This window comes from Halobacillus sp. KGW1 (assembly GCF_001592845.1).
Classification (GTDB): domain Bacteria; phylum Bacillota; class Bacilli; order Bacillales; family Halobacillaceae; genus Halobacillus.
The window spans coordinates 202,647-225,836 of record NZ_LSOC01000003.1; the positions used below are offsets into that span (position 1 = coordinate 202,647).

The following is a 23,190-nucleotide window of genomic DNA, read 5'->3' on the forward strand; positions in this document are numbered from 1 at the left end:
AAACACTTCCTTTAATTAAAAAAGTTCTGCATAATATATGCGGATTGGGAATTCATCTTCTGAATGGCACTCTCCATTGCGCCAAATTGCCGCCAGTACCTATCCTCTATGGATGTCAGACGGTCCTCGAAATCTGTCATTTCCTCATTGATATCCTTGATCTGTCTCCCCAGCAGGAAATTATTGTCCAGGCTCGTCGGTTTTCCGGCTTTGCTCTCAATCGACTTGACCGCTTCCGTCATCGTCGCCTCCAACCTGCGCGCAATACCAGGCTTCTCTTCCGTTCCTGCAAAAAGCTGGCGAACGGAGGATGGATCCTCCTGGAGTGCTTTACGAAGGTCCGCCTCGGTAATTTCCAGTTTCCCACGATCCAGATAGTTGGAGGAGGTCTTAATGCCGATGTCGGCCAGCTGGGTAAACGCACCACCTGTCTCCACGGGAGTGTACCAATTCTGGCGCATTTTACTCAGAGCACTACTGATGACGGAATCGCCTCTAAGCATCCCGCTCTTCGATTTCTCTTCCCATAATTCAATTTCGTTCTCTTCCATTGCTTTTTTTTGTTCTGCTGTCAACGGTTGAAAGTCGCGGTAACGCTTCTCCTGAAGCTTTCCATTCAAGTCTTCGATGATGGAATTATATTTATCAACAAACTCTTTCACTTTATCAAAGGAGTCATCGACGTTATTGGAAACACTGATCGTAGACGTCCCGACTTCGTGGAAGGTGAAATTCATGCCGTTTAAACTATAATCGTTTGTGTGTGACGTCATTTCAAAGGAATTATTGTATTTGAAACGGGCATCTGTCCCGCCTTTCTCATTTAAAACCCATCCAGTCCCATCATTTGACCCGTTCTTAATATTTAGTGTATCGGCTAGAAAAGGAGCCGTACTTCCATTAAAGCCGATTTCCGCACCAAGAAATTTGTTTTCGTCTTTATTAAAGTTTCCTGTTATGGTACGCTCCATCATTACCTTGTCTGCACCTTTATCATAAAAAGCCCGGACACCAAGATCCGAGTCACTGATTTCCTTTAACAAGTCATTCAACGACTTATCCCCGGATACATCGAAGGACACTGTCGTTTCTTCTCCCTCCGCATTGTAGGTCGTAATCGAGAAGGCTTCATCCAGTGTCAGTCCGTTTATAAAATTGTCTTTTTGATTTTGAAGTGCATCATCAGGATCGAAGCTTCCATTAGTTATGCGGCTCTCGCTGTAGTTGTAAGCCCGTTCAGCAAGTGCCAGCACTTCTACTTTATAACTGCCGTTATCTGCCGTCGCGGTCCCTGTTGCAGACACAGCATCGCTCGATGAGCTTGTCGTTTTTTGGGAATAGGTGCGTTCCAACCGCATATCGAACGCCATTTCATCCAATTCCGAAAGCAGCTTGTTCACATCACGATAGGAGTCTCTCTGGTAAGTGAGCCACTCCCGTTTCTGCTCCATTTTGTCTAGCGGCATACGTTCCGCTTTCATCAAGTCTTTTATAATCTGATCTGTATCCATTCCGGATGCAAGACCGCCAATTCGCATATCACTCATATGATCACCTGCTTATATTTTATGATCGACAAGGAACCCCAGCTTCTCTGCAATCGCCGCGTACATATCAAGAAGCTTCTTCGGAGGCACTTCCTTAACGACCTCTCTCGTTTCATTATCAACGACGGTTACATAGTACTCGCCAAGCTTGTCATGAAATTGGAACTGAAGCGAAGTTCTTACCGGTTTCAGAAACTCATTTACACTTTCCACCATTTGTTTCACTTTCTCTTTCTCATTCCGATCGGAAAAGTAGACCGCTTTTTGTAAACCTTCCTGCGCGACTGAACCTTGCTTCTGAGCGGTTGTTGTAGGACTAAGGGGCATACTGCTCTGCAGAAGTGATTGATGCTTAGTTATATCCACACCGAACAACTCCTTAAATCTCATTCGCTTTATAATAATATCGGAATAAGAGAAATTAGTTTAATAGAACGGGGAAGAAAAGAATTGCTTACCTATATACAATCTGAACCAAGACACCGACTATACCCTTTTACCTCCAATACCTCCAGCGATGGATTAATCCGTATGGAAGCTTTTTAACAAATCGAGCATATGATCGGGAGCAGAGGCTGCTGCCTTGTTTTCATCCTTAATAGAGATATAAATTTCTTCGCGGTGGATGGCGATATCTTTCGGGGCTTCGATACCAAGTTTCACCTGACCACCTTCGACGGCTGTAATCGTGACAATAATATCGTCGCCAATTCGAAGCGACTCCCCTTCCTTCCTGTTAAGAACGAGCATGATTGCCACCACCTTTTATTTCCTGAAGAAGTTCATGTTTCGTCCGGTAGACGGAATCATTCAAAATGATTTGTTTTCCCTCTTTTGTCCTGACATTGATAACGATCGGTGCCTGAAGGTTTAACGTAGATTTCTCAAACGGATCTTCTAACGTGACGACACTGTACACCGCTACTTCTTCCAGTCCTTTAATCCCCATAGATTTCTCATCAAAATCGAAAGAATAATTTTTATAGAAAAGGTACGGATTCGTTACGATCAAAGCTACATCCGCTTCTTCGACGGACTGTAATACGAAGTAGGTTCCAGTGTCATCGATTGGAAGTAAAACAAATTGATGATAGTCTTCAAACCCGGGCAAACCATGGGCGAATACTAAAAGATCGCTGTCCGTTACTTCCAACTCAGAAAAATATTTTGTCTGTATATACATGCTTACACCTTCCAATCAATCTTCAATTCTGGATAGTGGGCCATCTCCACTTGGACAGCCCCCTTTCTATAGATGTGTTCTGGTTTATGGGGCACGGTTTCAATTATTGGTTTCCTTGGTGTCACGGAAATTTCCGCTTTCCCAGGCTCATAAGAAAGAGCAACGAGTTCGTAGACAGGACGGCCGCCAGGGGTGAAAGTGAAGTCATAGCCACTGTTACGCTGAGCTTGATCGGCAATTGGACTGCCGCCGTTTTCAATCCTCATCAGCTCGTCTCCTTCGCCGGCCACCCTCGCGATCCCTGACAGCAGGTCTTCCCTTGCCATTCCTGCGAGCTCTCTTGTACGTACAGGGGAACTTTTTAAATCGATGTTATGCCATGCATTCGTTTGGTCAATCGTAAGCTTCCCTTTTTTCTGGCGTATGGTTACATCAGCTTTAGGTTGTTCTATCGACTGCTCGGCCCTTGGTTGACGGATTGTTTGTTCCGGTCTCTTTGTCGAAAGGCTGATCTTCCCCGGAGAGGTCTGTAATTGGATTTGCGGGACGCCCATGTTTCTCTTCCCTTTCGTAAAAAGAAGCTTCCTCTATACCAGAGAAAGCTTCCTATTTTAGTGATATTCGTCAGCGCAGGAAGTCCATCAGTGTTGGCTGGATGATCCTCGCACCGACGCCCATTGCAGCCCGGTGGATGCTCTCCTGTGTCTTTAAATTCGTAATTACTTTCTCTATATCGGCATCTTCGTTATCGGACATCATTTTCGTCGCACTGATTTTCTGCGTCTCCAGACGGTCTTCAATCAGCTCAACACGGTTCATCCGAGCTCCAAGGTCTGCGCGTTCGTTTACGATATTGTTGATATGTCCGTCAAAGGTATCAAGAAAGCTGCCAAGCTCTTCTTCGGTACCGTTTCCTTCAAGGGCCGATGCAAAGTTCTCCAAGTCCTGAAACAAATCCTGATTGAAGACATTTCCTCCTGTGACGTTCGTTTGGATTTTTACTCCAGCAGATACTTCGATGAGGACCGGATCTGAACTCGGCGGACCGGAATTTTCCAAATCACTGATATCAAAAGGCGCTTCCAGCGTATTTGCCCCGTTGAAAATATATTTGTCGTTCACCTTCGTATTAGCTATCGTACCGAGGTGTTCTTTCAACTGACGTATTTCTTTAGCGACAGCGGTGCGTTGTCCTTCTTCATATGTATCGTTACTCGCCTGTACCGTCAGCTCTCGTATTCTCTGCATTGCCTGTGTCGCCTTATCAAGAGAGGAGTCCGTATTGTCCATCCAGTTGTGCACCTCGCCGATATTCCGTTGGAACTGCTCTACTTCCTCTACTTGAGAGCGGTAATTCATTCCTTTCATTGCAACAACAGGATCCTGAGACGGCCTGCTTATTTTCTTCCCAGTTGCAAGCTGATCCTGGTATATTCCCATATTGCGGTAGCTGTCGCTCAAGTTGCGCATCATATTGTTCGACAGCATGGATTGCGTAACACGCATTTAGGTTCACCTTCCTTTCTACACACCCATACGGTTGATGATTGTATCGAGCATCTCATCTATGACAGTGATATTTCTGGCTGCTGCGTTATAGGCATGCTGAAATTTAATCATGTTAGACATCTCTTCATCGAGAGAAACCGAGCTGACTGACTGACGCTGCTCATCCACGGCTGATTTCAACGTGCCGGCATTTCTGGACATGCGTGATGCTTCCTGTGCTTCTACGCCCATCGTTCCTATCATCGATTGGTAGAAGCTGTTTAATGACGTCTCTTCTCCAAAAAGGGCATTAGCTTCGTTCTGCACTTCAGAGAGTCTCAGAGCATTTTCTCCGTTCCCTGTCTGCAAGGCTCCTGCTGCTGCGATATGATCCGGATCTGTCTGAATCTCATCCGTGAGAGACAGCCTGCCCGCAATTCCTTCTACTACACCATCTTCATTTACTTCGGTCATATCAATAGCGAAGAAATCAGGAACAGCATCCCCGTTTTTTATACTGTTCAGAGACTGTCCTTCTTTATGAATCGTATTGAAAGCGTCAGCAAAACCAGTCGCCATCCGATCAAGATTGGAAAGCATCTCTGCATACGTTCCTTTCTGTTCTCCAGCCTCGATATACCCGCCTGATTCGATCAATGCTTTCAGTTTCCCCTGAGATCCAAAACTTTCAATGGAATACGTCTCTTCTCCTATTTGTATACCATTGGCTGCCGGTCCTCCGTTCTCGTAAGAAACTTGGACAGTATTCACTTCATTAACAGCTCCATCAACAAGTTTCGCTGCTGGAGTCAAATCCTGACCGTCCTTGTCAACTAACGAAATTGTTACATTCCCCATAGCCAGAGGACTTGCCGAATCCGCCGTGTTTTCGTAGCTTACCTGAACGTTCACATGTTTGGAAAGCTGATCAATGAGGCGATCCCGTTCGTCATATAAATCATTAGGAACAAGGCCGTGCGGCTCGACTTCTGAAATCTGCCGATTGATGTTGTTGATTTGATTGGCAATCGAATTGATCTCTGTCTCTGTCACACGTGTTTCCTGTTTGATATCCTTCTGAATCGTCTGAAGGGTGCCCGCCAGGTAATTAAACGTATCCGCTACTGCTTCGCCCCGTTGTTTTACGACGGACCTTGCTCCGGAATTCTCCGGATTCGTGGATAAATCCTGGAGAGATTTCCAAAAGCGGCCCATCGTTGCAGACAAGCCATCCTCAGAAGGTTCATTCATGACCGTCTCCAATCTGCCCAACGCTTCCGAGCGGGAGTCATAATAGCCGGATTTACTGTTTTCCCCACGAAATTGGTGATCGAGGAATCCCGTACGTACACGTTCGATGGAGCCTGCCTGCACTCCGCTTCCCACCTGACCGGGTATTTGCGGTCGGTTCCTTGAAGCAGGAGGGAAAGGACCAGTCTGCTCAAAATTCACGCGCTGTCTCGTATATCCTTCTGTATTCGCATTAGCAATGTTGTGGCTTGTCGTGTATAAAGCGGACTGCTGGGCGTAGAGTCCCCGCTTTGCCACTTCCAGTCCGTGGAAAGTTGATACCATATTCTTTTGCTCCTCTTCTGTTAAGCTTTGGAATCAAACAGCGAGCGCTTCGGCGCACCACTATCACCTGGGTTTTCGTTTTGAGCATAGTTCATCGACTGAATGGATGGCTGCAGAAGATCCAGGGATAGGGAAACGAACTGCAAGGACTGCTTTGTAAGTTCCGCATTCAACTCTTCCTGACTCTTCAAGTCTGCAAGAACATGAAGAAGCGACTCATATGCTCCTTCCAGCATCTGCTTATCCTGCCCTTCAAGACATTCACAAATGGCGGAAACCGTAGGGCTATCCATATTCATTCCTGTTTTGTGAAGCCAGCTGTCGACGGCTGTCCTGCGTTCTTTCTCTATTTTCTCTATCGCCTGAATGTGTTTACGCTCTTTAGTCAACAGCTGCTGAATTGCCTTTGTATCATTAGATTTTAAAGCACTTGTCTTTTGCGTCGACAACGCGAGGAGACTCTCATGCAGCTGTTGCAGGCGTCCCATTTCTTCAACGATCGCATTTACTGTCATATCCGTTCTCCTTTATTCTTTGGTTGACCAGAAATCGAGCATTTTCTTAGCAACCGCATTCGTATCTACCTTGTATTGATCAGAATCAATATCTGCTTTGATCTTCTCGATGAGATTCATGCGGGCTTGATCCGGCTTGTCCGCCTCCTGCATCATCTTCGCTTCCTTGGAAATGTGCAGCTGATCATTCTTCTGCTGCATACGGACGTCCGGTTGTTTCTGGATTTGTTTCTGATAGGGATTAAAATTAGTGGAGTTCGGCCCGTTGATTTTCATCGTGTTCACCTCGTTTCCAGTCCGGTTGTAGTTACCTCTTTTATCGGTATCGTTCTTTTGTAGTTTAATATGCCTTATTAATCATTTTCTACTGAATAATAAGTCCTGCTCACACGCTCTTTCTCAGCTGCACGCTTTCGATCCTCCAGTGCTTTATTTCTTTCATCGACAGCAACACCACGCGTGATATCTTCCCGGCATCCTTTACAGATTCTACCTTCAGATATCGACGTCCCGCATTTCTCACAAGGGTAATCTAAATTCGGAAATTGGGAGGGATGCAGGCGCTTTTGTTTTACAAACTGCCTGATTCTCTCCTCCGAAACGCCAGTCTTAGCAACAATTTCTGCCACCACAGCCGTCCGGTTCTGTTTTTTACGCATAAAAGTGTACACGGCTTGAAAATCGCTCTCTTCCTTCTGCTTACAGTTCGGACAAACTACCGAAGAACCTTTTATGAAAATGCCGTTACATCTGGGACAATTCGCCACTTCTCCCATCATTCCGCCTCCCAAATCTCTCTTTTATATTATATCGTCAGAAAAAAGAGATTCCAAAGTCCGGAGAGTATATTCATCGAAAAAGCGTAAAAGAATAGACCGCCGGGCAACCCGATTGTTTCAGAAGGGCTGCCATATGGCGGATGGTCCTTCCTGTCGTATAGATATCATCGACGATCACGCAGGGACCATCAACTTCTGTCACCAGCGAAAAAGGATTGATGCCGCGAAGTCGTCCTTGGCGGCCCTTCTTCGCCTGTTTCCCTGAATGAACACGCTTGAATGCATGGATTGGCTTAAGACCAAGATGATGAATGATTGCTTCTGACTGATTGAACCCACGCTCTTTCTCTCTTTCTATACTTAAAGGAACGGCAAGAAATGAGACTTCGCCAAGCTGCTCACGCTTAAAAATCCGCTGAACTTCTGGTATTAATGCCTCCAAAAGAGCATAATCCCCCCGATACTTCCACCGCGCCACGAAATCTTTTGCAGCCTCTTCATAGCTGAAAACAGACCGGTTCCATTCGAGTAAGCCCGGATTCGTAACCTGCCACTGCCGGCAGTCCGGACAGATGCCGTCTCCATCCGGACGCCCGCACTTCAAACAACCGGGATTCTCAATTATCCTAAAAGCACGGGAGCAGGACCGACAGCATTGTTTCTTATCAGGAAGTCTCCAAAAAGTAACCCATGTTACATCCGGAATAATCTCCCCGTGACAGATCAGACACTTCATAATTTCCTGCCAAGCTTGTTCATATAAAGAATCGAATCTACCGCATCCAACATATCGTCGGTTTTGCCTCCGTGAAAAAAGTACACGTCCCCGTCCGGGTCTTCCGGACTCCGCCCGGCTCGGCCGGCAATTTGTACGAGTGCCGGTTCATCAAATACGGCGTGACCGGCATCAATTACATACACATCAACCGAAGGGAAAGTAACGCCTCTTTCCAGGATTGTCGTCGTAACAAGCATCCGGTAATTCTTCTCACGGAATGCGTCCACCTTAGCCGCTCTGTCCGGATCATCCGCATGGACAGCCGTCACACAATAACCTAATTGTTTAAGCATTCGTGCAACCTCTTCCGCTTTTTTAATAGATGGAAGAAATAGAAGCAACTGCCGAGAAGACGTCTGTTGTTCGGCAATCATTTGTAAGATTTTCGGTGGAAGCATTCCCTTTTTTAAATAGGAATTTAAATGGAAAAGGAGCTTTAATATGGGAACTGGAAGAGGGTGGCCGTGGAATCTTTTTGGAATGAAAACGGCAGGAAGGGACTTATTGCGAATGCGTTTTCTTTCCGCTTTGCGAGGAGTAGCTGTCAAATAGACGATAGCAGCATCTGTTTTGGCTGCGCGTCTGGAAGCGTAATGAAGATTCGGATCGTTATGGTAAGGGAAAGCGTCGACTTCATCAATGATTAAAAAGTCGAAAGCACGTGCAAAGCGGTAAAGTTGGTGGGTCGTTGCTATTAGAAAAGGAGCATCGCTAGTTTTGGTCGGGCTTTCTCCATACAACCCCTGAATTGGAACATCGGGAAATGCCCGTTGAAGACGTGGAAGTAATTCGCGTACAACATCCGTTCTAGGAGTGGCAAGGCAGATTCTTTTACCTGCTTCAAGAGCAGCGGAAAGGCCGGAAAACAGCATTTCGGTTTTCCCCGCTCCACAAACGGCCCAAACCAGCAGTTCCCCCGATCCGCGGTCAACGAGATCGCGGATGGTTTCGGCAGCATTATCCTGGGAGACTGTGCGTCTGCCTGTCCATTTGCAGGGGGATGAAAAAAACGGCCAAGTTACGTTAGGACTTCCGTAATAGAGGGGTTCACAGGATAACACCCTCCCCATTTGAATGCACGAACGGCAGTACGTGCAAGTATCACCACAATGGGGCATGTTTCCAAAAAGATGGGGAGACGAATTGCCGCACCTCCGACAAAGGTAACCGGACCAAGACATTTCGATAGATGAGAGAGGTGTAACATAATGAGGAGGTATATCAAAAGGGAGCTCGTGTTTCAACAACAATTTTCCAGCCAGTTCCGGAGTGGTATGAGAGGGGGAATCGTGCGGGAGCCAGGAATAATCGTCTTTCTTTTTGTTCAACCATAATTTCACCATTGATTCACCTTCCATGTGATAATTAGAGCCTGTTTGAGTCTCACAAACAGGCTCCCTTTATCCTCAGGAGCGGCGGTACCAACCCAGACCGATCGCTCCCTCACCCAGGTGCGTACCGATGACAGGGCCGAAGTAACTGACAGACATTTCCACATTATCATAGGAAGACTCCAGTTCTTCTTTAATCTGCTCCGCTTCCGCAGGACGGTTGGCATGAATGATACAAGCACGGTAGTTCCCGCCATTGCGGACGTCCTCATCAAACAGTTGGAGAATTCGCTTGATCGCTTTTTTATTTGTACGGATCTTTTCGAAAGGAACAATTTGCTTATCTACGAAATGAAGCACAGGCTTCACCTGCAGCAGGCTTCCAACAAACGCTTGAGCGCCGTTCAATCTCCCGCCGCGGTGAAGGTGGCTGAGATCATCCACCATGAAATAAGCGCGCATGCTCGCTTTCATTTCTTCCAAGCGACTCAGAATTTGACCCGGTGTCGCACCATTCGCAGCCAACTCAGACGCTTCAAGAGCATAATAGCCCTGCATGTGACAACTGATCTCTGAGTCGAAAACATACACTTCCATGTTTTCTACCATTTCACCTGCTGTCACCATCGCCTGGTATGTACCACTGATTCCACTCGAAAGATGGATGGCAACGACCGCATCATACTCTTTCGCAAGCTCTTCCAGCTTTTTCGTCATCAATCCAATAGCAGGTTGGGATGTTTTAGGAAGCTTCCCCCCTTCTCTTACCATGTCATAAAAGTCATCTGCTTTAATATCGATCTCTTCCTGGTACGATTCTTCTCCAAAAATAACGTTTAACGGCACCATATGTATATGATTCGTCTGTCGGACCTGCTTCGGTAAATATGCTGTACTATCCGTAATTACCGCTGTTTTCATCCGATTCAACTCCTTGCTTTAATATTTAACATTCCTCTAACTATGCACGAAAACCTTCCAGCTTCTTCTTCCTCTTATTTTACATGAAGGGGTGTAACAATGCATCAGAAAACTAACACCGGCCCCATCTACAAAAAAGGGGTCGTTTTTCAGGTATACATTTCGTATGCCTGAAAAACGACCCGCTTGTTTCCAAAGGTCAGAGTGGGTTAAATAACTTCTACCCATCCATTCTTTATTGCTGTAACAACGGCCTGCGTACGGTCATTTACATTCATCTTCTGAAGGATATTACTCACATGGTTTTTAACGGTTTTCTCACTGATGTACAGAGACTCTGCTACACCTCGGTTACTGTTTCCATCGGCAAGAAGCTGAAGCACTTCACACTCGCGACGGGTCAAGAGATGAAGTGGCTTACGGTATTCGATCGTACGGTATGCGCTGCTTCCTTTCGTCTCAGAAAGGCGGCGATATTCCGCAACTAAATTATGAGTCACTTTCGGATGCAGGTAAGAACCGCCTGCCCCTACAACTTTGATTGCTTCAATCAAAGCGTCTGAATCCATCTCTTTCAGCAAGTACCCCTGCGCACCAGTTTTCAACGCATGAGTCACATAGTTTTCGTCGTCATGGATAGAAAGAATGATCACTTTCATTTCCGGATAACGCTTTGTAATCTCCGCAGTCGCCTCGACTCCGTTCATGCTCGGCATGTTGATATCCATTAACACAACATCCGGCATGTATTCTTCGATGATTTGAAGGGCTGTATCTCCATCGTCGCCTTCTGCCACGACTTCGAAACTGGATTCAAAATCCAAAATTCTTTTTACGCCCTCCCGAAATAATTTGTGATCGTCGATTAGGACTATTCTGGTCGTCATGATTACTTCCTCCTGATTCTTATACATAGAATGGTTTTCACGTTCCCCTGAAACCTATTCCTTCTCTGTCTACATCTATCTTTATCTGTGTTTGGTCGATCTACCCTAATCCTATTTCTATTATAAACGATACACGTCCATTTACATAGTTTTTGTATAGAATATCAATTTATTGGTAAATGGATCGTGACAATGGTCCCTTCTCCAGGGCTGGAATCGATATGAAGGTCCCCCTCGAGCATGTCGACACGTTCCCTCATTCCGACCAACCCGAATGACTTCTCTTTTTTCGCCGAAGGGTCGAAGCCTTTCCCATCATCTTTCACAATGATGGTTGCCGCGTAGGGCTGAATCTCAATTTTCACTTTAACTTCTTTTGCTTCTGCATGCTTAACGGCATTCTGGACGGCTTCCTGTATTAATCTAAAAAGTGCAACTTCGTACTTGGACTCCAACCTCTCCTCAGAACCGAAAGATGTAAAGGAGAAAACCATTCCTTCATTATAATCTTCGACCGTTGTGAGGTATTTCTTAAGTGTAGGAATCAAACCGAGATCGTCAAGCGCCATTGGTCGGAGGTCGTATATAATGCGGCGCACTTCGTATAGAGCAGACCGAACCATAGATCGGACACTCTTTACCTCTGCCATCGCTTCTTCAATGCCCCGTTCACGATATGTCCGGTCGACAAGGTCGGACCGCAGCATCACGTTCGCCAGCATCTGTGCCGGCCCATCATGGATTTCTCTGGACAAGCGCCGGCGTTCTTCCTCCTGCGCCTCAATGATCTGCAGGCCGAACTGCTGCTTTTCTTTTGCCGTCTCAAGCACATCGGACACATGCTTGAAGTCTTCTGTCAAATAATTGAGGACGACCGAAATCTTTCCACTCAAGGCCTCCGCCCGCCCAATCGTCTCTTCCAGGTTGCGCAGCCTTCTTTCTATGTCATCCCGGCGTTCACGCAGTTGTTTTTCTTTTTCTCGTTTCATGGATAGATCCATCTGCAAAGCGTGCGTCTGTTCATACACTTTACGGATTTCATCTTCTGAATATTTCTGGAATTCTTTGCTAACTTCGGATAAGCGTATACGCGAGAAACGTACTTTTCGGTCCAGAATGTCTCCCTCCTCAATAAGAGTGAGCACTTGGTCCTTTGTTTCCGCAAGCTCTTTATTCAGTGTTTCGAATTCGCTCCGGGATTCTTCACCAATTTGAAATATCTCATCCTTACTGTTGGTGACCGTCTCGACCATTTCATTAATAATATAGTCAAGGGCGATATCCCCATTTTTCCTTTCGCTCATGACAAGTCCCTCCATCAATATTCACATAATCATTCGTATGGCCCATGTCCATTTGTGGGGGTGTTCGCTGAACAATGAACAAAAAAGTATATAGCAAATACTTCTTTTATCAGCCTATGTAATTAGTTCCCCGAGATTGCCGATTATTCCTTCCCTCTATATAATTGAATACAGGAGGTTTGTTAATCGATGTTAGAAACGTATTATACCGTAAAGCCGGAAGGTTCAGAAGAAGTCGTCATTCAAAAATCCCGTTTCATCGGCTATGTGAAACGCTGCGAAACAGAAGAGGAAGCACAATCATTCATTCAGGAAATCAAGAAGAAACACAGTGATGCAACCCATAACTGCTCCGCCTATATGATTGGAGAACATGATTTGATACAAAAAGCCAACGATGACGGAGAGCCAAGCGGCACAGCAGGCGTGCCGATGCTTGAAGTACTTAAGAAAAAGGGGCTTAAAGATACAGCCGTTGTCGTCACCCGTTACTTCGGTGGTATAAAACTCGGAGCGGGCGGTCTCATTCGCGCCTATTCCTCTACGGCCTCTGCTGCCATCAATACGACCGGTGTAGTGAAGAGGCAGTTAATGAAAGAAATAAAGGTAAAAGTGGAATATCACTTACTTGGAAAAGTGGAAAACGAAGTAAGGAATTCCAAATATACACTCGAAACGGTTAATTATCTCGAAAATGTGGAATTGATAGTATATGTAGTAAGTGGAGAAGAAGAAGCATTTATCTCATGGATGACCGATTTGACAAGCGCACAGGCTGAAATCCATGAGGGTACAACTTCTTATGTAGAAAAGGATGTCAAACCCGAGTAAAGGAGCCCGTCTATGATATGAAAAGGAAAAAAACAAGAATTTTCCTTTTGTCTCTATTTTTCGTATTGCTGATCGCCATCGGCGCTGCCGGTGGATACGCTCTTTATTTAACCGATCAGGTCAAACAGACTGCCACGGAGTCCCACCAGGAATTAGACCGGGGAGATAAATCAGAAAAAAGAACGAAAGCTGTAAACCCGGGGTCCGACCACATTTCCGTCCTTTTCGTCGGGGTAGATGAAACTGCAGCCGAGGCACCCTCACGCTCTGATGCTCTTGTCCTCGCAACATTCAATGATGAAAACAAATCCATAAAGATGGTCAATATCCCGAGGGATTCTTATACCTACATTCCAGAGGTCGGCTATCAGGATAAAATCACCCACGCCCATGCGTTCGGCGGAGTGGATGCAACAGTAGAAACCGTGGAGCAAATGCTGGATGTTCCTGTCGATTATTATGTCCGGCTCGATTTCCAATCTTTCGTTGACATCGTCGACGCCATCGGCGGCATTACCTATGACGTCCCATTCGATATGACAGAACAGGACAGCTCCCGGGAAGCAGGTGTCATTAAACTGGAGGAAGGGGTTCAACTCTTGAATGGAGAGGAAGCCCTGGCATTGGCTAGGACACGCAAATACGACAGCGATCTTGCAAGAGGACAGCGGCAGATGGACATTATCCAGGAGATCATCAGTGAAACAATTTCTACCCGTTCCCTGAACAATATGGACAGCATCCTCACTTCAGTGAGTGAGAATATGAAGACGAACTTGACCTTTGATGAAATGATATCCTTTAAAGACTATCTGTTACAAAAGGACGGACTTGATTTCGATAAACTCCAGTTGGATGGAGAAGGCATGTATATAAATGGTGGATGGTATTATCAAGTCGACCAGGAGAGCCTGACGACAACGATTGGTTCATTAAAAACACATCTCGACATGGATCAACCATTTGTAGAAACGGACGAGCCGGAACTCAGTCCGTCTTCTGGAGAAGAGCAAGCCATGCCGAATGAATGAAGTATTTGCAGAAATTATTTCCCAGGCAATAAGATATAATTAAAAGAAGGTGCCCGGCATTAGCCGGCGCACCTTCTTTTTATCTTCGATTTCGATCACGTATCATGTTCAGAATTGGTCTGTATTCTTTTCCAATTAATCCTGTAACTTCGACAATCAGTTCAATCATAATAATGAGTGCCAGAATAACAGCCATGGCTCCAAGGATCGTTGCCTGGGAGAAGATAACTGCCGCAAGACTGAACAAAGCACTGACTGCATAAATCATCAATACCGTTTCGGGATGACTATACCCCAAATTAAGGAGGCAGTGGTGCAGGTGAGATTTGTCAGGTGCCGAAAGCGGCTTTCGCTGAATAATTCGACGTACAATTGCAAACAGCGTATCAGATATCGGTACACCGAGAATGATGACTGGAATAATGAAGGAAAACAACGTGACGTTCTTAAAGCCGAGTAAAGACAACACACTAATCATAAACCCGAGGAAAAGTGCTCCTGTGTCGCCCATGAAGATCTTAGCCGGGTAAAAGTTATAGACAAGGAAGCCAAGTGTACTTCCAAGCATCATCAGACCGGCAAAAACAACGAATACGTTCCCCATCGTGATGGCGATACCGGAAATCGTCAGTAAGGCAATAGCTGAAACACCTGCGGCTAAGCCGTCCAAGCCGTCTATGAGATTGATGGCGTTAGTAATGCCCACAATCCATAAAATAGTAATCGGTATACTCAAATATCCAAAATCAAGCTGGCCTCCGAAAGGTAAATTGATGAACTCGACCTGAACGCCGCCGATAACAACAATCGCAGCTGCAAGCAGCTGTCCGGCAAGCTTTACCTTAGCCGAAAGCTCTCGCATATCATCAACGACACCAGTAATAATAATCACTGTCGCACCGATCAGCACCGGCCAAGTGTAGGAGCTTTCCGGAAAGAAGAAAATTATCCCCAATGCAAAGCTGAGAAAAATAGCTAAGCCGCCAAGCCGCGGCATTACATTTTTGTGTACTTTTCGATGGTTCGGTTTATCTGTAGCACCTATCTTCAATGCCATTTTCTTGACGAGCGGTGTGATGAGCACAGATGCAATCAAGCAAAACAGCAAGGCCTTGTATTCCATAAAGACCCTCCTCCGGTTTATTATGTCCTCTCCCTGTATGTCGTAAGCTTTAATATTTTTTCCAAATGGATTCGAATAAGAACCCTTTGTCCACGACATATTAACCATAAGAATTATAGCACAACAATTTCATGTCAAACATAACAATTTCTTTAAAATTCCGCCACCCATTTACTAAAAATGGCAAATGGTTTTCCACATCTGGCTTATCCCCTTTTTATCACCCTTCTAATCCTCTCACATTTATATTTAAATTCTGAATGTTTTCGTTTGAATTCGTTTTGTTTGCACCAGTCTTTTATACTCTATAAGCTCGGAAAGTATGTTTTTAAATCTTTAGGAGGATTATGACACCATGACTACGTCAGAAAGAAAAAAATTAGAAAAATCCCTTAAGCCTCACTGGGTCTGGGCTATTGCCTTTGGTTCCGCCATTGGCTGGGGAGCATTTGTGCTGCCTACCGATTGGATTAATCAAGCAGGGCCTATGGGCGTGACGATCGGTATTCTTCTTGGAGCTGTCCTGATGATGATTATCGGCGTCAGCTACGGGTTTCTGATTGAGAAATTCCCCGTAACCGGAGGGGAATTCGCCTATGCCTATATAGGATTCGGTCGAAAGGTTGCTTTTTTCGCCGGCTGGTTTTTAACACTTGGTTATATTTGTATCGTTGCATTGAATGCATCAGCGCTGGCTCTACTCGCTAAATTTCTTTTTCCGGAATTCGTCCATACCGGAAACCTATACACAGTGGCGGGCTATGACGTATCCATCATTCAAATTGCTATTGCCAGTATCGCTCTTATTATATTCGCATTATTAAACATCCGTGGAGCGAGCTTTTCCGGGCGTACACAATTCTTTTTCAGCATGCTGCTCATTGCCGGAATTGTGCTGCTCGCGATCGGAGCAATCCTGACGGAGGGCCCGAGCCTTACCAATATGTCTCCTGGATTCTCGCCTGATAAGACACCAATTGGTTCCATTTTAACAATATTAGCCCTGGCTCCTTTTGCTTATGTAGGATTTGATAATATCCCCCAGGCAGCAGAAGAGTTCGAATTCGAGCCGAAGAAAGCCTTCGGATTGATTATCTGGTCTCTTCTCGCAGCCGGACTCGCTTACAGTATAATGATCTGGGTGACAGCGAGCTCCATGCCATGGCAGGAACTTCTTACCTATATACAAGACACGGGATCGGTATGGGGGACAGGAGATGCGATTGAAAGTTACCTTGGAAGAGCCGGTGTCTTCATTATTGCCCTGGCTGTCTGTATGGGAATATTTACTGGATTGAACGGTTTTTACATTTCGTCAAGCAGACTGACGTTTGCTATGAGCCGCGCCCGAATTCTCCCAGATGCTTTCCGGCGTCTTCATCCGAAATATAATACGCCATACATCGGCATCCTATTTACGATGTTCTTTTGTCTGTTTGCCCCGTGGTTCGGCAGAGAGGCATTGCTGTGGGTCGTAGACATGTCTTCGACTGGTGTAGCTGTCGCATATTTCTTCTGTACCGCTGCAGCTTATAAATTTTTGGCGTGGTCGGAACAAGATAGACACGGGAGCTTCCCTAAAACCGTTGCCCCCGGAAGGAAAGCATTGTCCTTGATCGGAATAATCAGCTCCATCGGGTTCCTCGCCTTGCTCCTGCTGCCATGGTCTCCCGCAGCACTAGGAAGGGAATCCTACATCGCTCTCGGTGTTTGGATTATGATCGGACTCGTCTTTTATCTCTTTAATGCTAAACGTTACAACAGCATCAGCCGCAAAGAAATGAACTACCTCATTTTTGAAAAAGAAGAAATCGATTAATAAAAGAACCTTCCTTATAACAGGAAGGTTCTTTGCTTTTGTTATAGATTTAGACGGAAAAACAACGTGAAAGTTTCAGAATTCGGGATAATATGACAAATAAATTACAAATCTATACACCTGTGTAACTTGTTCTTCCATTATCGACAATTGTGATAGAATAGAACATCGAGAGGTTAAGAATTGAGGTGTAACCATTGGCTAAACGAATTGTACGCGTTCGAAGGCGCAGCCGAAAGAAAAAGATAAGAAGGCTCGTGTTCGTCCTGTTATTACTTGGACTATTAGTGGGGAGCGGCTTTTATTACGTTTCCCAAGTTTATACAGCATCTTTTGAAGGGTTAGATCGCGGCGAGAAGTCTGATCTGCGGGAAGAAGCCGTAGATATCGGGGATGATCCAATATCTATTTTGCTCCTTGGAGTAGAAGATTACTCCACAAACGGACAAGCCGGGCGGGCGGATACCCAAATTGTCATGACACTCGATCCAAAAACGAATGAAGTGACGATGACATCTATACCGCGGGATACGCAGATTGAACTACCTGCATCCAAAGTCGGGGAAGAGTATGCCGGCTACCATAAATTAAACGCATCCTATTCAATCGGGGAACTTTCCGGATACGGGGCCGAACGCTTAGCGGTTGAAACGATTGAAGATGAGCTAGGCATTCCTATAGATAAATATGTCACCGTAAACTTCCAAGGGTTCACTGAAATTGTTGATGCACTTGGAGGAGTAACGGTTGATGTCAAAGAAGGGTTCTGGGAACGGAGCCACCTCGATCATGATAAACGAATTGAATTTGAAGCAGGACCACAAAAGATGGATGGAGAAGAAGCCCTCGCCTTTGTTCGGATGAGAAAACAGGCAGCCGCCGTCAACTATCCACGGGATGAAAGACAGAGACAATTCATCAAGGCCGCCATGGACGAGGCTATCTCAGCCGGTACCATCTTTAAAGTTGGAGAAATTACTGATATTTTAGGGAAGAACATTCAAACGAATTTGAGTCCACGTGAAATTTACGCGATTCAGAAAGCCTTCTCTTCCGAGTCTAATGCGAAGACATTTGAAATTGAAGGTGTCAATGAACGGTTGCAGGATGGACTGTATTACTTCACTCCTGATGAGGAGAGTCTCTTTGATGTTCAAACGAAATTGAGAGATGCTCTGAATCTCGATCCACCAGCTGAACAAGAAAATGGCCAGACGAATGAATCTAGTTACGAAGAAACCGACAGTGGCTATAACCAGTCCAATGAATACAACTCATCGGACTCGCAGTATGAAGAAGACAACTATTATTCCCAATAACGAAGCAGCGCCCGCAAATAATGCGGGCGCTTTTTTTCATCATACCAATCAAAAAGAACTCCCCACTCCTGTTTGGAAGTTCTAAAGATGTTATGTATGGATTATATTGCCGTACGCTGGAAGATCAAGATACCGTTCACCCTGCGGAAAGAGTACGGTCCATCGAACGTCAGGAAGCTCTCATCTTCCTGTCTGCGAATTCCGATCCGCTTCACAATTGCCTTACTTCTAAGCAAATTACGGAAGGTGTCTTCCGTCAGGTGCCGAAGAGGCTCAATGACAATTGTCTTATCGATACGCACACTGTAGCGCCCGGTGATCGATAGTTCATCCTGATCCAAAAGTAATTTAGTCAAATGCGCCAAACCACTTCATCCTCTCATGCTCATTTATTCACGAATCCCCCAGTACGTCCCCCTCCTTTTAATAGTAATAAAAAAAACGGAAGATGAACACAGGATTTTTTCCTATAAAATAAAGTAGAGGAAAAATTATCATATTGACTCGTCGTATATATTACGATATAAAGCATTGCTACATAAAAATACCTCCCCTATATAAGAGGAGGTTCAACACTATTCTTCTATAATGCGGTAATTGGTATGAGCTACTACAGTTCTGTCATACTCAAAGTCAATCTCTGCTAAATTGTCCATGATGGTCAGGTCGACGATGACAGACTGTTGGCATTGACTGGGGATTACTCTTCCTTTAAAAACAATATCGTTTCTTTCAAACGTTACTATTTGACCGGGTGTTGCAATGCGATCATCAGGCTTTATCATCTTTCTCTACCCTTTCTCATATTCATATTTTCAACAAAGTTGAATTCATTTTACATCTAATTGACAAACAATTCAAATAAAATGTTTTACAGGATATATTACTCGATTCCATTAAAAAAAACAAGTCGAACCAGACTTAAACTGTTATACCCTCCTAACAATTATGTCAAAACATGTGGTAAAATATTCTATAATTTCTCGTTACATAGAAAGGAAGTCTATGGTGCACACACCTTTGCCGAGAGTCAAGAAAGTTATTCTAAGTATCTTCGCAATTACCGTTGTATTATTCATTACCGGAATCATCATACTCTACAACTTAGGGAGTGGCTTTTTGTTCATAGAGGATTCAGAAGACGTGCAGCCGGCAGATGCTCTCATTGTTTTGAGCGGCGAATCCAACCGTCTCCCTTATGCCGTCGATCTCTTCAATCAAGGACTTGCCGATTCTATCATTCTCACAAATTCTACAGAGAAGGGCGTAACACGAGAGGACGCAGAGAACCTGGGTGTTCCATCGGACGCGATTATTGAAGAAACGGAGGCCGAGAGCACCTTGGATAATGCTGTATTATCCGAAGAAATCATGTTCAAATACGACTTCACTTCAGCAATTGTGGTAACAAGCGATTACCATTCCCGTAGGACGAAGATGACCTTTGATAAGATCTATGAAGATTCCATCGACCTTTCCTATGCATTCGCCCCCTCCTTTTTCGACGCAAGTGACGGATTAAATGAGCGGGAACAAAAAATGACGTTCAGTGAGTATGTGAAGTATATCGCCTATTCCGTCAGACTGCTGACTTATTAATCGGGTAGAGGGCAGAGTCCCCTCTGCCTTTTCTTTTTTCTGGAAATCACTAGATTAGTCCCATAGACATTCGAAGCTTTATTCTATATTATGAAAGCGATTTCAAAATTATGAGGGGGAATGCAGTTAATGAAAAAGTGGTCGCTTATTTCATTCGTAGGGATAGCACTTTTGTTTTTGCTTTTTGCGCAACCGTTTGCACAGAAAGCGGATGCGGCGGAGACTACATATGACAAGGTAGTTCTTCGCGGCAGTGCGGAGTCATTGGATTGGGGGTCGGATAATCATCCACTTGCTTATGATGCAGAGAAGCAGCTTTGGGAAAGTGCACCTGTGGAACTAAAGGGTGGAAAAACCGTGGAGTATAAGTTCGTCTATGACGGCAAGTGGATGGAAGGATCGAACTTGACGTTCACCCCTTCTCAAGATGGGAAATATATCTTTACCTTCCATCCGGACAAAGAAAGGACCGTTGATATCCGCTTAGCGGATACCCACAGCGGCAGTGTCACGTTGAATTTGTCTGTGCCTGAAGAGACACCGGACTGGGCAATCCCGACTGTCGCATCAAGCAAAAACGGTTTCAATTACACCGTCAGCCCGATGGAGAAAACAGGAGACGGCATCTACACCCTCCGCGTTGTCGGGGATGCTTCCGAGGAGCTTACCTACTTCTACAGCCTTTCAGGTGAAGCTTATAAGGAAGATCGGACAGATCCGCGGACCGTAACGCTGCGTGAAGACGGCGACAACGTGTACGATAAAGTCGACAAATGGTTGACAATTCCAGTCGCCCAATCTGTGCGTCATGATTTTAATCACGCCCCTTACACTCCTAATAAAAAAGACGTCGTCCAGGTAGAAGTAGAGGTCCAGCATTTCGGCCCAATTGACGCGGGCGCGGTCTACTACACGACAGACGGATCGATTCCAGATGGAAAACGCGGAACAGCTGTTCAAGGCAGGACGTCCTTCCTTACTGTTCAAGAGACATCTACTGCCCCGGACGGTTTACAGACGTCCATATTGGAAGGCACCATTCCTGCTCAAAAGAACAAGACCCGCGTCAAATATAAGATAGATGTGTGGAACAAGTCATCTGAAGGGTCCCAGTTTGCTGATAATAACGCGTTGACATCTGAGGAAGCAACGGAGTTCGCTTACTATGTCGATGACTATAAATCGCCGAAATGGGCAAAAGAAGCAGTCATCTATCAAGTATTCGTCGACCGTTTCCGGGATGGCGATGTAACCAACAACACATCCGTTCAGCCTGATCTTCCGAAAGACGAACAGCTGAAAGGCTGGATGGGAGGAGACCTTCAGGGAGTCATCGATAAGCTGGATTACATCGAAGAACTGGGTGTCAATACGTTATGGATCTCACCGATCTATGAAGGGCCCTATTCCCACGGCTATCATCCAACCGATTTTATGAAGGTTGATCCCCGGTTCGGCAGCAATAAGCTGATGAAAGAATTGGTCAAAAAAGCACACAAACGGGATATGAAAGTCATCTATGATCTCGTTCCCAACCACACATCGAACCAGCATGACTTTTTCCAAGATGCCCTGTCCCAAGGAACAGGCAGTAAATACTATGACTGGTACACGTTTACCAAATGGCCGGACGAATACGATACTTTCTACAGTGTCAAAGAGCTTCCGGAGCTGAACAATGATAATCCGGACACGAGGGACTACATGCTGAATGAAGTCGTTCCATTCTGGATGGAAGACATCGGTGTCGACGGCTTTCGTCTTGATTATGCCAAAGGACCGAGCCAGAGCTTCTGGGTCGACTTTCGACATAAAGTAAAGTCGATTGATTCCAACGCATTCATTTTCGGAGAGGTATGGGATGACTTGGATACGATCACTTCCTACACCGGGAAGCTTGACGGCGCTATTGATTTCGAAACGCAAACCGCTCTTCACGGCGCATTTATTCAAGGAAAATCGATGAACGAACTGGCTGCTTCGCTTGAAACCATCCAAAACGGGTATGCCGAGGAATTCGTCGCTGCTACGTTCCTTGACAGCCACGATATGCCACGCTTCTTCTATGAAGCGAAGGAAAATGAAACGACCATGAAAAACGCGGCCACTCTTCAATTCCTGCTTCCGGGAGCACCGATCATTTATTACGGTGATGAAGTAGGGCTGTCCCAAAGCGGTGACCACAATGCTGTAGAAGAATGGAAGGACCGCTATTACCGCGAATTTATGCCCTGGAATAAGCAGGAACAAAACAGGGAAATCAAAAATCATTACAAGAAGTTGATTGATATCCGCACGAAGGAGCAGGCGCTCACCCACGGCGATTTCAGGATTGTTTACTCTGATGAAGACGTCCTTGTTTTTGAAAGGAAAACACGTAAAAATCATGTATTAGTCGTCGTTAACCAGGGAACAGAGAATCGACGCCTGGACGCTTTTGAATTATACAATCAGCGTACCCCTAATCGTGTGCAGCTCCAATCACTGTTGGACAAGGATAAATACAAGAGTCATAAAGGGAAATTGATGATTGAAAGTGAAGCAAAAACAGTATCCGCCTATGAAGTCAAAGGTAAACTGAGATAAATAAGTGAGCCCCCTCCTTATAGATGGATGGGGCTCACTTATTATAATCCCATAGGATACGCCATTCCCCTTCTTCCTTCGTAACGTAAACGAATTGTGTAAAAAGGAAGTGTCCGTATTTACCATGGTACGTCTGCGTGACGACCATTTCGTAGACAACACCAAACGGCTCCCCATCCTTCTCCATCTTCCAGTTATCTCTTTTCTTCTTGCCGTCTATCGTAAAGGTGAAGGTGTCCGCACCGAAGTGGTTCATGAATACGTGGGATCGGTCTTGGATGTATGTTCCCTTCGCAAATTTCTCCTGTATGCTGGTATGTAACAATTCCCATGACTTATTGTACTCGCCTTCCTGCTCCAACGTATAAAACTCATCGACCACTCGTTCAGCTTGATAACTCGGCCTTGTCATAATGAAAAATGCTCCGGCAGCTATCAGTGTCAGCAATAAGAACAGAATGAAGAGGATTAATGCAGGCTGCTTCTTCCTTTTCATTTCTTCCCCCCTCCTTCCTTACCCTATGCAGAAGAAGGACAAAAAAGAGCCTGGCATCGAATGGCGGGCTCTTTTTTG

The 23,190-nt window shown here is 45.2% G+C and carries 25 protein-coding genes; 6 read left to right on the forward strand and 19 right to left on the reverse strand.

The genetic code is table 11. The features are described 5' to 3' along the window. Positions 1 to 11 precede the first annotated feature (11 nt). The 15 genes from AXG56_RS10050 to AXG56_RS10120 all read right to left on the reverse strand — a co-directional run bounded on the left by AXG56_RS10050 (position 12) and on the right by AXG56_RS10120 (position 12,308). Positions 12 to 1,547 (reverse strand): flagellar hook-associated protein 2, encoded by a 1,536-nt coding sequence (locus AXG56_RS10050; protein WP_062514272.1) that lies wholly within the window; start codon positions 1,545 to 1,547, stop codon positions 12 to 14. Between the two features lie 12 nt (positions 1,548 to 1,559). Further along, positions 1,560 to 1,913 carry a flagellar protein FlaG gene (flaG, locus tag AXG56_RS10055; RefSeq protein ID WP_026578203.1) on the reverse strand — a complete coding sequence of 118 codons (354 nt, stop codon included), beginning with the start codon at positions 1,911 to 1,913 and terminating at the stop codon, positions 1,560 to 1,562. A gap of 156 nt (positions 1,914 to 2,069) precedes the next feature. Next, positions 2,070 to 2,297: a carbon storage regulator CsrA gene (gene csrA / locus AXG56_RS10060; RefSeq protein WP_008635559.1), complete on the reverse strand. Its 228-nt coding sequence runs from the start codon at positions 2,295 to 2,297 to the stop codon at positions 2,070 to 2,072. Continuing rightward, the gene (fliW, locus tag AXG56_RS10065; RefSeq protein ID WP_008635557.1) at positions 2,284 to 2,730 is read right to left on the reverse strand and encodes a flagellar assembly protein FliW; all 447 of its coding nucleotides are present in this window, start codon (positions 2,728 to 2,730) and stop codon (positions 2,284 to 2,286) included. Before fliW ends, csrA begins: the two co-directional genes overlap by 14 nt. Before the next feature lie 2 nt (positions 2,731 to 2,732). Then, positions 2,733 to 3,284: a DUF6470 family protein gene (locus tag AXG56_RS10070; RefSeq protein ID WP_062514274.1), complete on the reverse strand. Its 552-nt coding sequence runs from the start codon at positions 3,282 to 3,284 to the stop codon at positions 2,733 to 2,735. 70 nt (positions 3,285 to 3,354) lie between these two features. Continuing rightward, positions 3,355 to 4,236: a flagellar hook-associated protein FlgL gene (flgL, locus tag AXG56_RS10075; protein ID WP_062514276.1), complete on the reverse strand. Its 882-nt coding sequence runs from the start codon at positions 4,234 to 4,236 to the stop codon at positions 3,355 to 3,357. 18 nt (positions 4,237 to 4,254) lie between these two features. Then, positions 4,255 to 5,793, reverse strand: coding sequence for a flagellar hook-associated protein FlgK (gene flgK, locus AXG56_RS10080; RefSeq protein WP_062514278.1), 1,539 nt, complete (start codon positions 5,791 to 5,793; stop codon positions 4,255 to 4,257). A gap of 20 nt (positions 5,794 to 5,813) precedes the next feature. Next, positions 5,814 to 6,308 carry a flagellar protein FlgN gene (locus AXG56_RS10085; protein WP_062514280.1) on the reverse strand — a complete coding sequence of 165 codons (495 nt, stop codon included), beginning with the start codon at positions 6,306 to 6,308 and terminating at the stop codon, positions 5,814 to 5,816. 12 nt (positions 6,309 to 6,320) lie between these two features. Further along, entirely contained in the window at positions 6,321 to 6,584 is a 264-nt protein-coding gene (gene flgM / locus AXG56_RS10090) for a flagellar biosynthesis anti-sigma factor FlgM (RefSeq protein ID WP_062514282.1), read from the reverse strand. A gap of 77 nt (positions 6,585 to 6,661) precedes the next feature. After that, a complete protein-coding gene (locus tag AXG56_RS10095; protein WP_062514284.1) occupies positions 6,662 to 7,084 on the reverse strand; it encodes a TIGR03826 family flagellar region protein in 423 nt (140 codons plus the stop codon). A 73-nt stretch (positions 7,085 to 7,157) separates the two neighbouring features. Next, the gene (locus AXG56_RS10100) at positions 7,158 to 7,691 is read right to left on the reverse strand and encodes a ComF family protein (protein ID WP_008635550.1); all 534 of its coding nucleotides are present in this window, start codon (positions 7,689 to 7,691) and stop codon (positions 7,158 to 7,160) included. Positions 7,692 to 7,819: 128 nt separating this feature from the next. After that, positions 7,820 to 8,935 (reverse strand): DNA/RNA helicase, encoded by a 1,116-nt coding sequence (locus AXG56_RS10105; RefSeq protein WP_062514286.1) that lies wholly within the window; start codon positions 8,933 to 8,935, stop codon positions 7,820 to 7,822. 336 nt (positions 8,936 to 9,271) lie between these two features. Beyond that, positions 9,272 to 10,117: a DegV family protein gene (locus tag AXG56_RS10110; protein ID WP_062514288.1), complete on the reverse strand. Its 846-nt coding sequence runs from the start codon at positions 10,115 to 10,117 to the stop codon at positions 9,272 to 9,274. A gap of 209 nt (positions 10,118 to 10,326) precedes the next feature. Further along, a complete protein-coding gene (locus AXG56_RS10115) occupies positions 10,327 to 11,004 on the reverse strand; it encodes a response regulator transcription factor (protein WP_008635534.1) in 678 nt (225 codons plus the stop codon). Positions 11,005 to 11,168: 164 nt separating this feature from the next. Then, the gene (locus AXG56_RS10120) at positions 11,169 to 12,308 is read right to left on the reverse strand and encodes a sensor histidine kinase (RefSeq protein ID WP_062514290.1); all 1,140 of its coding nucleotides are present in this window, start codon (positions 12,306 to 12,308) and stop codon (positions 11,169 to 11,171) included. A gap of 189 nt (positions 12,309 to 12,497) precedes the next feature. Here AXG56_RS10120 and AXG56_RS10125 point away from each other — a divergent pair, with 189 nt between their 5' ends. Then, positions 12,498 to 13,139 carry a YigZ family protein gene (locus AXG56_RS10125; RefSeq protein WP_008635529.1) on the forward strand — a complete coding sequence of 214 codons (642 nt, stop codon included), beginning with the start codon at positions 12,498 to 12,500 and terminating at the stop codon, positions 13,137 to 13,139. Positions 13,140 to 13,156: 17 nt separating this feature from the next. Then, on the forward strand, positions 13,157 to 14,170 hold the full coding sequence (locus AXG56_RS10130) for an LCP family protein (RefSeq protein ID WP_008635527.1): 1,014 nt from the start codon (positions 13,157 to 13,159) through the stop codon (positions 14,168 to 14,170). 79 nt (positions 14,171 to 14,249) lie between these two features. On the opposite strand, the gene AXG56_RS10135 is transcribed toward AXG56_RS10130, so the two are convergent. Further along, the gene (locus tag AXG56_RS10135; protein ID WP_008635524.1) at positions 14,250 to 15,293 is read right to left on the reverse strand and encodes a glycosyltransferase family 4 protein; all 1,044 of its coding nucleotides are present in this window, start codon (positions 15,291 to 15,293) and stop codon (positions 14,250 to 14,252) included. A 355-nt stretch (positions 15,294 to 15,648) separates the two neighbouring features. Between AXG56_RS10135 and AXG56_RS10140 the strand changes: the two genes are divergently transcribed. Then, positions 15,649 to 17,112 carry an APC family permease gene (locus tag AXG56_RS10140; RefSeq protein ID WP_062514292.1) on the forward strand — a complete coding sequence of 488 codons (1,464 nt, stop codon included), beginning with the start codon at positions 15,649 to 15,651 and terminating at the stop codon, positions 17,110 to 17,112. A gap of 197 nt (positions 17,113 to 17,309) precedes the next feature. Further along, positions 17,310 to 18,431, forward strand: a complete 1,122-nt coding sequence (locus AXG56_RS10145; RefSeq protein ID WP_064503493.1) for an LCP family protein — start codon at positions 17,310 to 17,312, stop codon at positions 18,429 to 18,431. Between the two features lie 101 nt (positions 18,432 to 18,532). Here AXG56_RS10145 and AXG56_RS10150 read toward each other — a convergent pair whose 3' ends face one another. Together AXG56_RS10150 and AXG56_RS10155 are read right to left on the reverse strand one after the other, a co-directional pair. Then, entirely contained in the window at positions 18,533 to 18,787 is a 255-nt protein-coding gene (locus tag AXG56_RS10150; protein ID WP_153017415.1) for a hypothetical protein, read from the reverse strand. A 219-nt stretch (positions 18,788 to 19,006) separates the two neighbouring features. Beyond that, positions 19,007 to 19,216, reverse strand: coding sequence for a YkvS family protein (locus tag AXG56_RS10155; protein ID WP_008635516.1), 210 nt, complete (start codon positions 19,214 to 19,216; stop codon positions 19,007 to 19,009). 223 nt (positions 19,217 to 19,439) lie between these two features. Between AXG56_RS10155 and AXG56_RS10160 the strand changes: the two genes are divergently transcribed. Beyond that, positions 19,440 to 20,030, forward strand: a complete 591-nt coding sequence (locus AXG56_RS10160; protein ID WP_062514296.1) for a YdcF family protein — start codon at positions 19,440 to 19,442, stop codon at positions 20,028 to 20,030. Between the two features lie 129 nt (positions 20,031 to 20,159). Continuing rightward, positions 20,160 to 22,616: a glycoside hydrolase family 13 protein gene (locus AXG56_RS10165; RefSeq protein WP_062514298.1), complete on the forward strand. Its 2,457-nt coding sequence runs from the start codon at positions 20,160 to 20,162 to the stop codon at positions 22,614 to 22,616. Positions 22,617 to 22,650: 34 nt separating this feature from the next. Here the strand turns inward: AXG56_RS10165 and AXG56_RS10170 are convergent, their stop codons facing one another. Next, a complete protein-coding gene (locus AXG56_RS10170; RefSeq protein ID WP_062514299.1) occupies positions 22,651 to 23,112 on the reverse strand; it encodes a hypothetical protein in 462 nt (153 codons plus the stop codon). Positions 23,113 to 23,190: the final 78 nt, after the last annotated feature.

Bases quoted from the DNA above. Each gene is read 5' to 3' on its own strand.
- flgL (WP_062514276.1), bottom strand. From the start codon at position 4,236: ATGCGTGTTACGCAATCCATGCTGTCGAACAATATGATGCGCAACTTG.
- fliW (WP_008635557.1), bottom strand. From the start codon at position 2,730: ATGTATATACAGACAAAATATTTTTCTGAGTTGGAAGTAACGGACAGC.
- AXG56_RS10130 (WP_008635527.1), top strand. From the start codon at position 13,157: ATGAAAAGGAAAAAAACAAGAATTTTCCTTTTGTCTCTATTTTTCGTA.
- AXG56_RS10140 (WP_062514292.1), top strand. From the start codon at position 15,649: ATGACTACGTCAGAAAGAAAAAAATTAGAAAAATCCCTTAAGCCTCAC.
- AXG56_RS10070 (WP_062514274.1), bottom strand. From the start codon at position 3,284: ATGGGCGTCCCGCAAATCCAATTACAGACCTCTCCGGGGAAGATCAGC.
- AXG56_RS10105 (WP_062514286.1), bottom strand. From the start codon at position 8,935: ATGGGGAGGGTGTTATCCTGTGAACCCCTCTATTACGGAAGTCCTAAC.
- AXG56_RS10120 (WP_062514290.1), bottom strand. From the start codon at position 12,308: ATGAGCGAAAGGAAAAATGGGGATATCGCCCTTGACTATATTATTAAT.
- AXG56_RS10050 (WP_062514272.1), bottom strand. From the start codon at position 1,547: ATGAGTGATATGCGAATTGGCGGTCTTGCATCCGGAATGGATACAGAT.
- AXG56_RS10125 (WP_008635529.1), top strand. From the start codon at position 12,498: ATGTTAGAAACGTATTATACCGTAAAGCCGGAAGGTTCAGAAGAAGTC.
- csrA (WP_008635559.1), bottom strand. From the start codon at position 2,297: ATGCTCGTTCTTAACAGGAAGGAAGGGGAGTCGCTTCGAATTGGCGAC.
- AXG56_RS10110 (WP_062514288.1), bottom strand. From the start codon at position 10,117: ATGAAAACAGCGGTAATTACGGATAGTACAGCATATTTACCGAAGCAG.
- AXG56_RS10165 (WP_062514298.1), top strand. From the start codon at position 20,160: ATGAAAAAGTGGTCGCTTATTTCATTCGTAGGGATAGCACTTTTGTTT.
- flgK (WP_062514278.1), bottom strand. From the start codon at position 5,793: ATGGTATCAACTTTCCACGGACTGGAAGTGGCAAAGCGGGGACTCTAC.
- AXG56_RS10085 (WP_062514280.1), bottom strand. From the start codon at position 6,308: ATGACAGTAAATGCGATCGTTGAAGAAATGGGACGCCTGCAACAGCTG.
- AXG56_RS10170 (WP_062514299.1), bottom strand. From the start codon at position 23,112: ATGAAAAGGAAGAAGCAGCCTGCATTAATCCTCTTCATTCTGTTCTTA.
- AXG56_RS10095 (WP_062514284.1), bottom strand. From the start codon at position 7,084: ATGGGAGAAGTGGCGAATTGTCCCAGATGTAACGGCATTTTCATAAAA.
- flgM (WP_062514282.1), bottom strand. From the start codon at position 6,584: ATGAAAATCAACGGGCCGAACTCCACTAATTTTAATCCCTATCAGAAA.
- AXG56_RS10115 (WP_008635534.1), bottom strand. From the start codon at position 11,004: ATGACGACCAGAATAGTCCTAATCGACGATCACAAATTATTTCGGGAG.
- AXG56_RS10155 (WP_008635516.1), bottom strand. From the start codon at position 19,216: ATGATAAAGCCTGATGATCGCATTGCAACACCCGGTCAAATAGTAACG.
- AXG56_RS10135 (WP_008635524.1), bottom strand. From the start codon at position 15,293: ATGGAATACAAGGCCTTGCTGTTTTGCTTGATTGCATCTGTGCTCATC.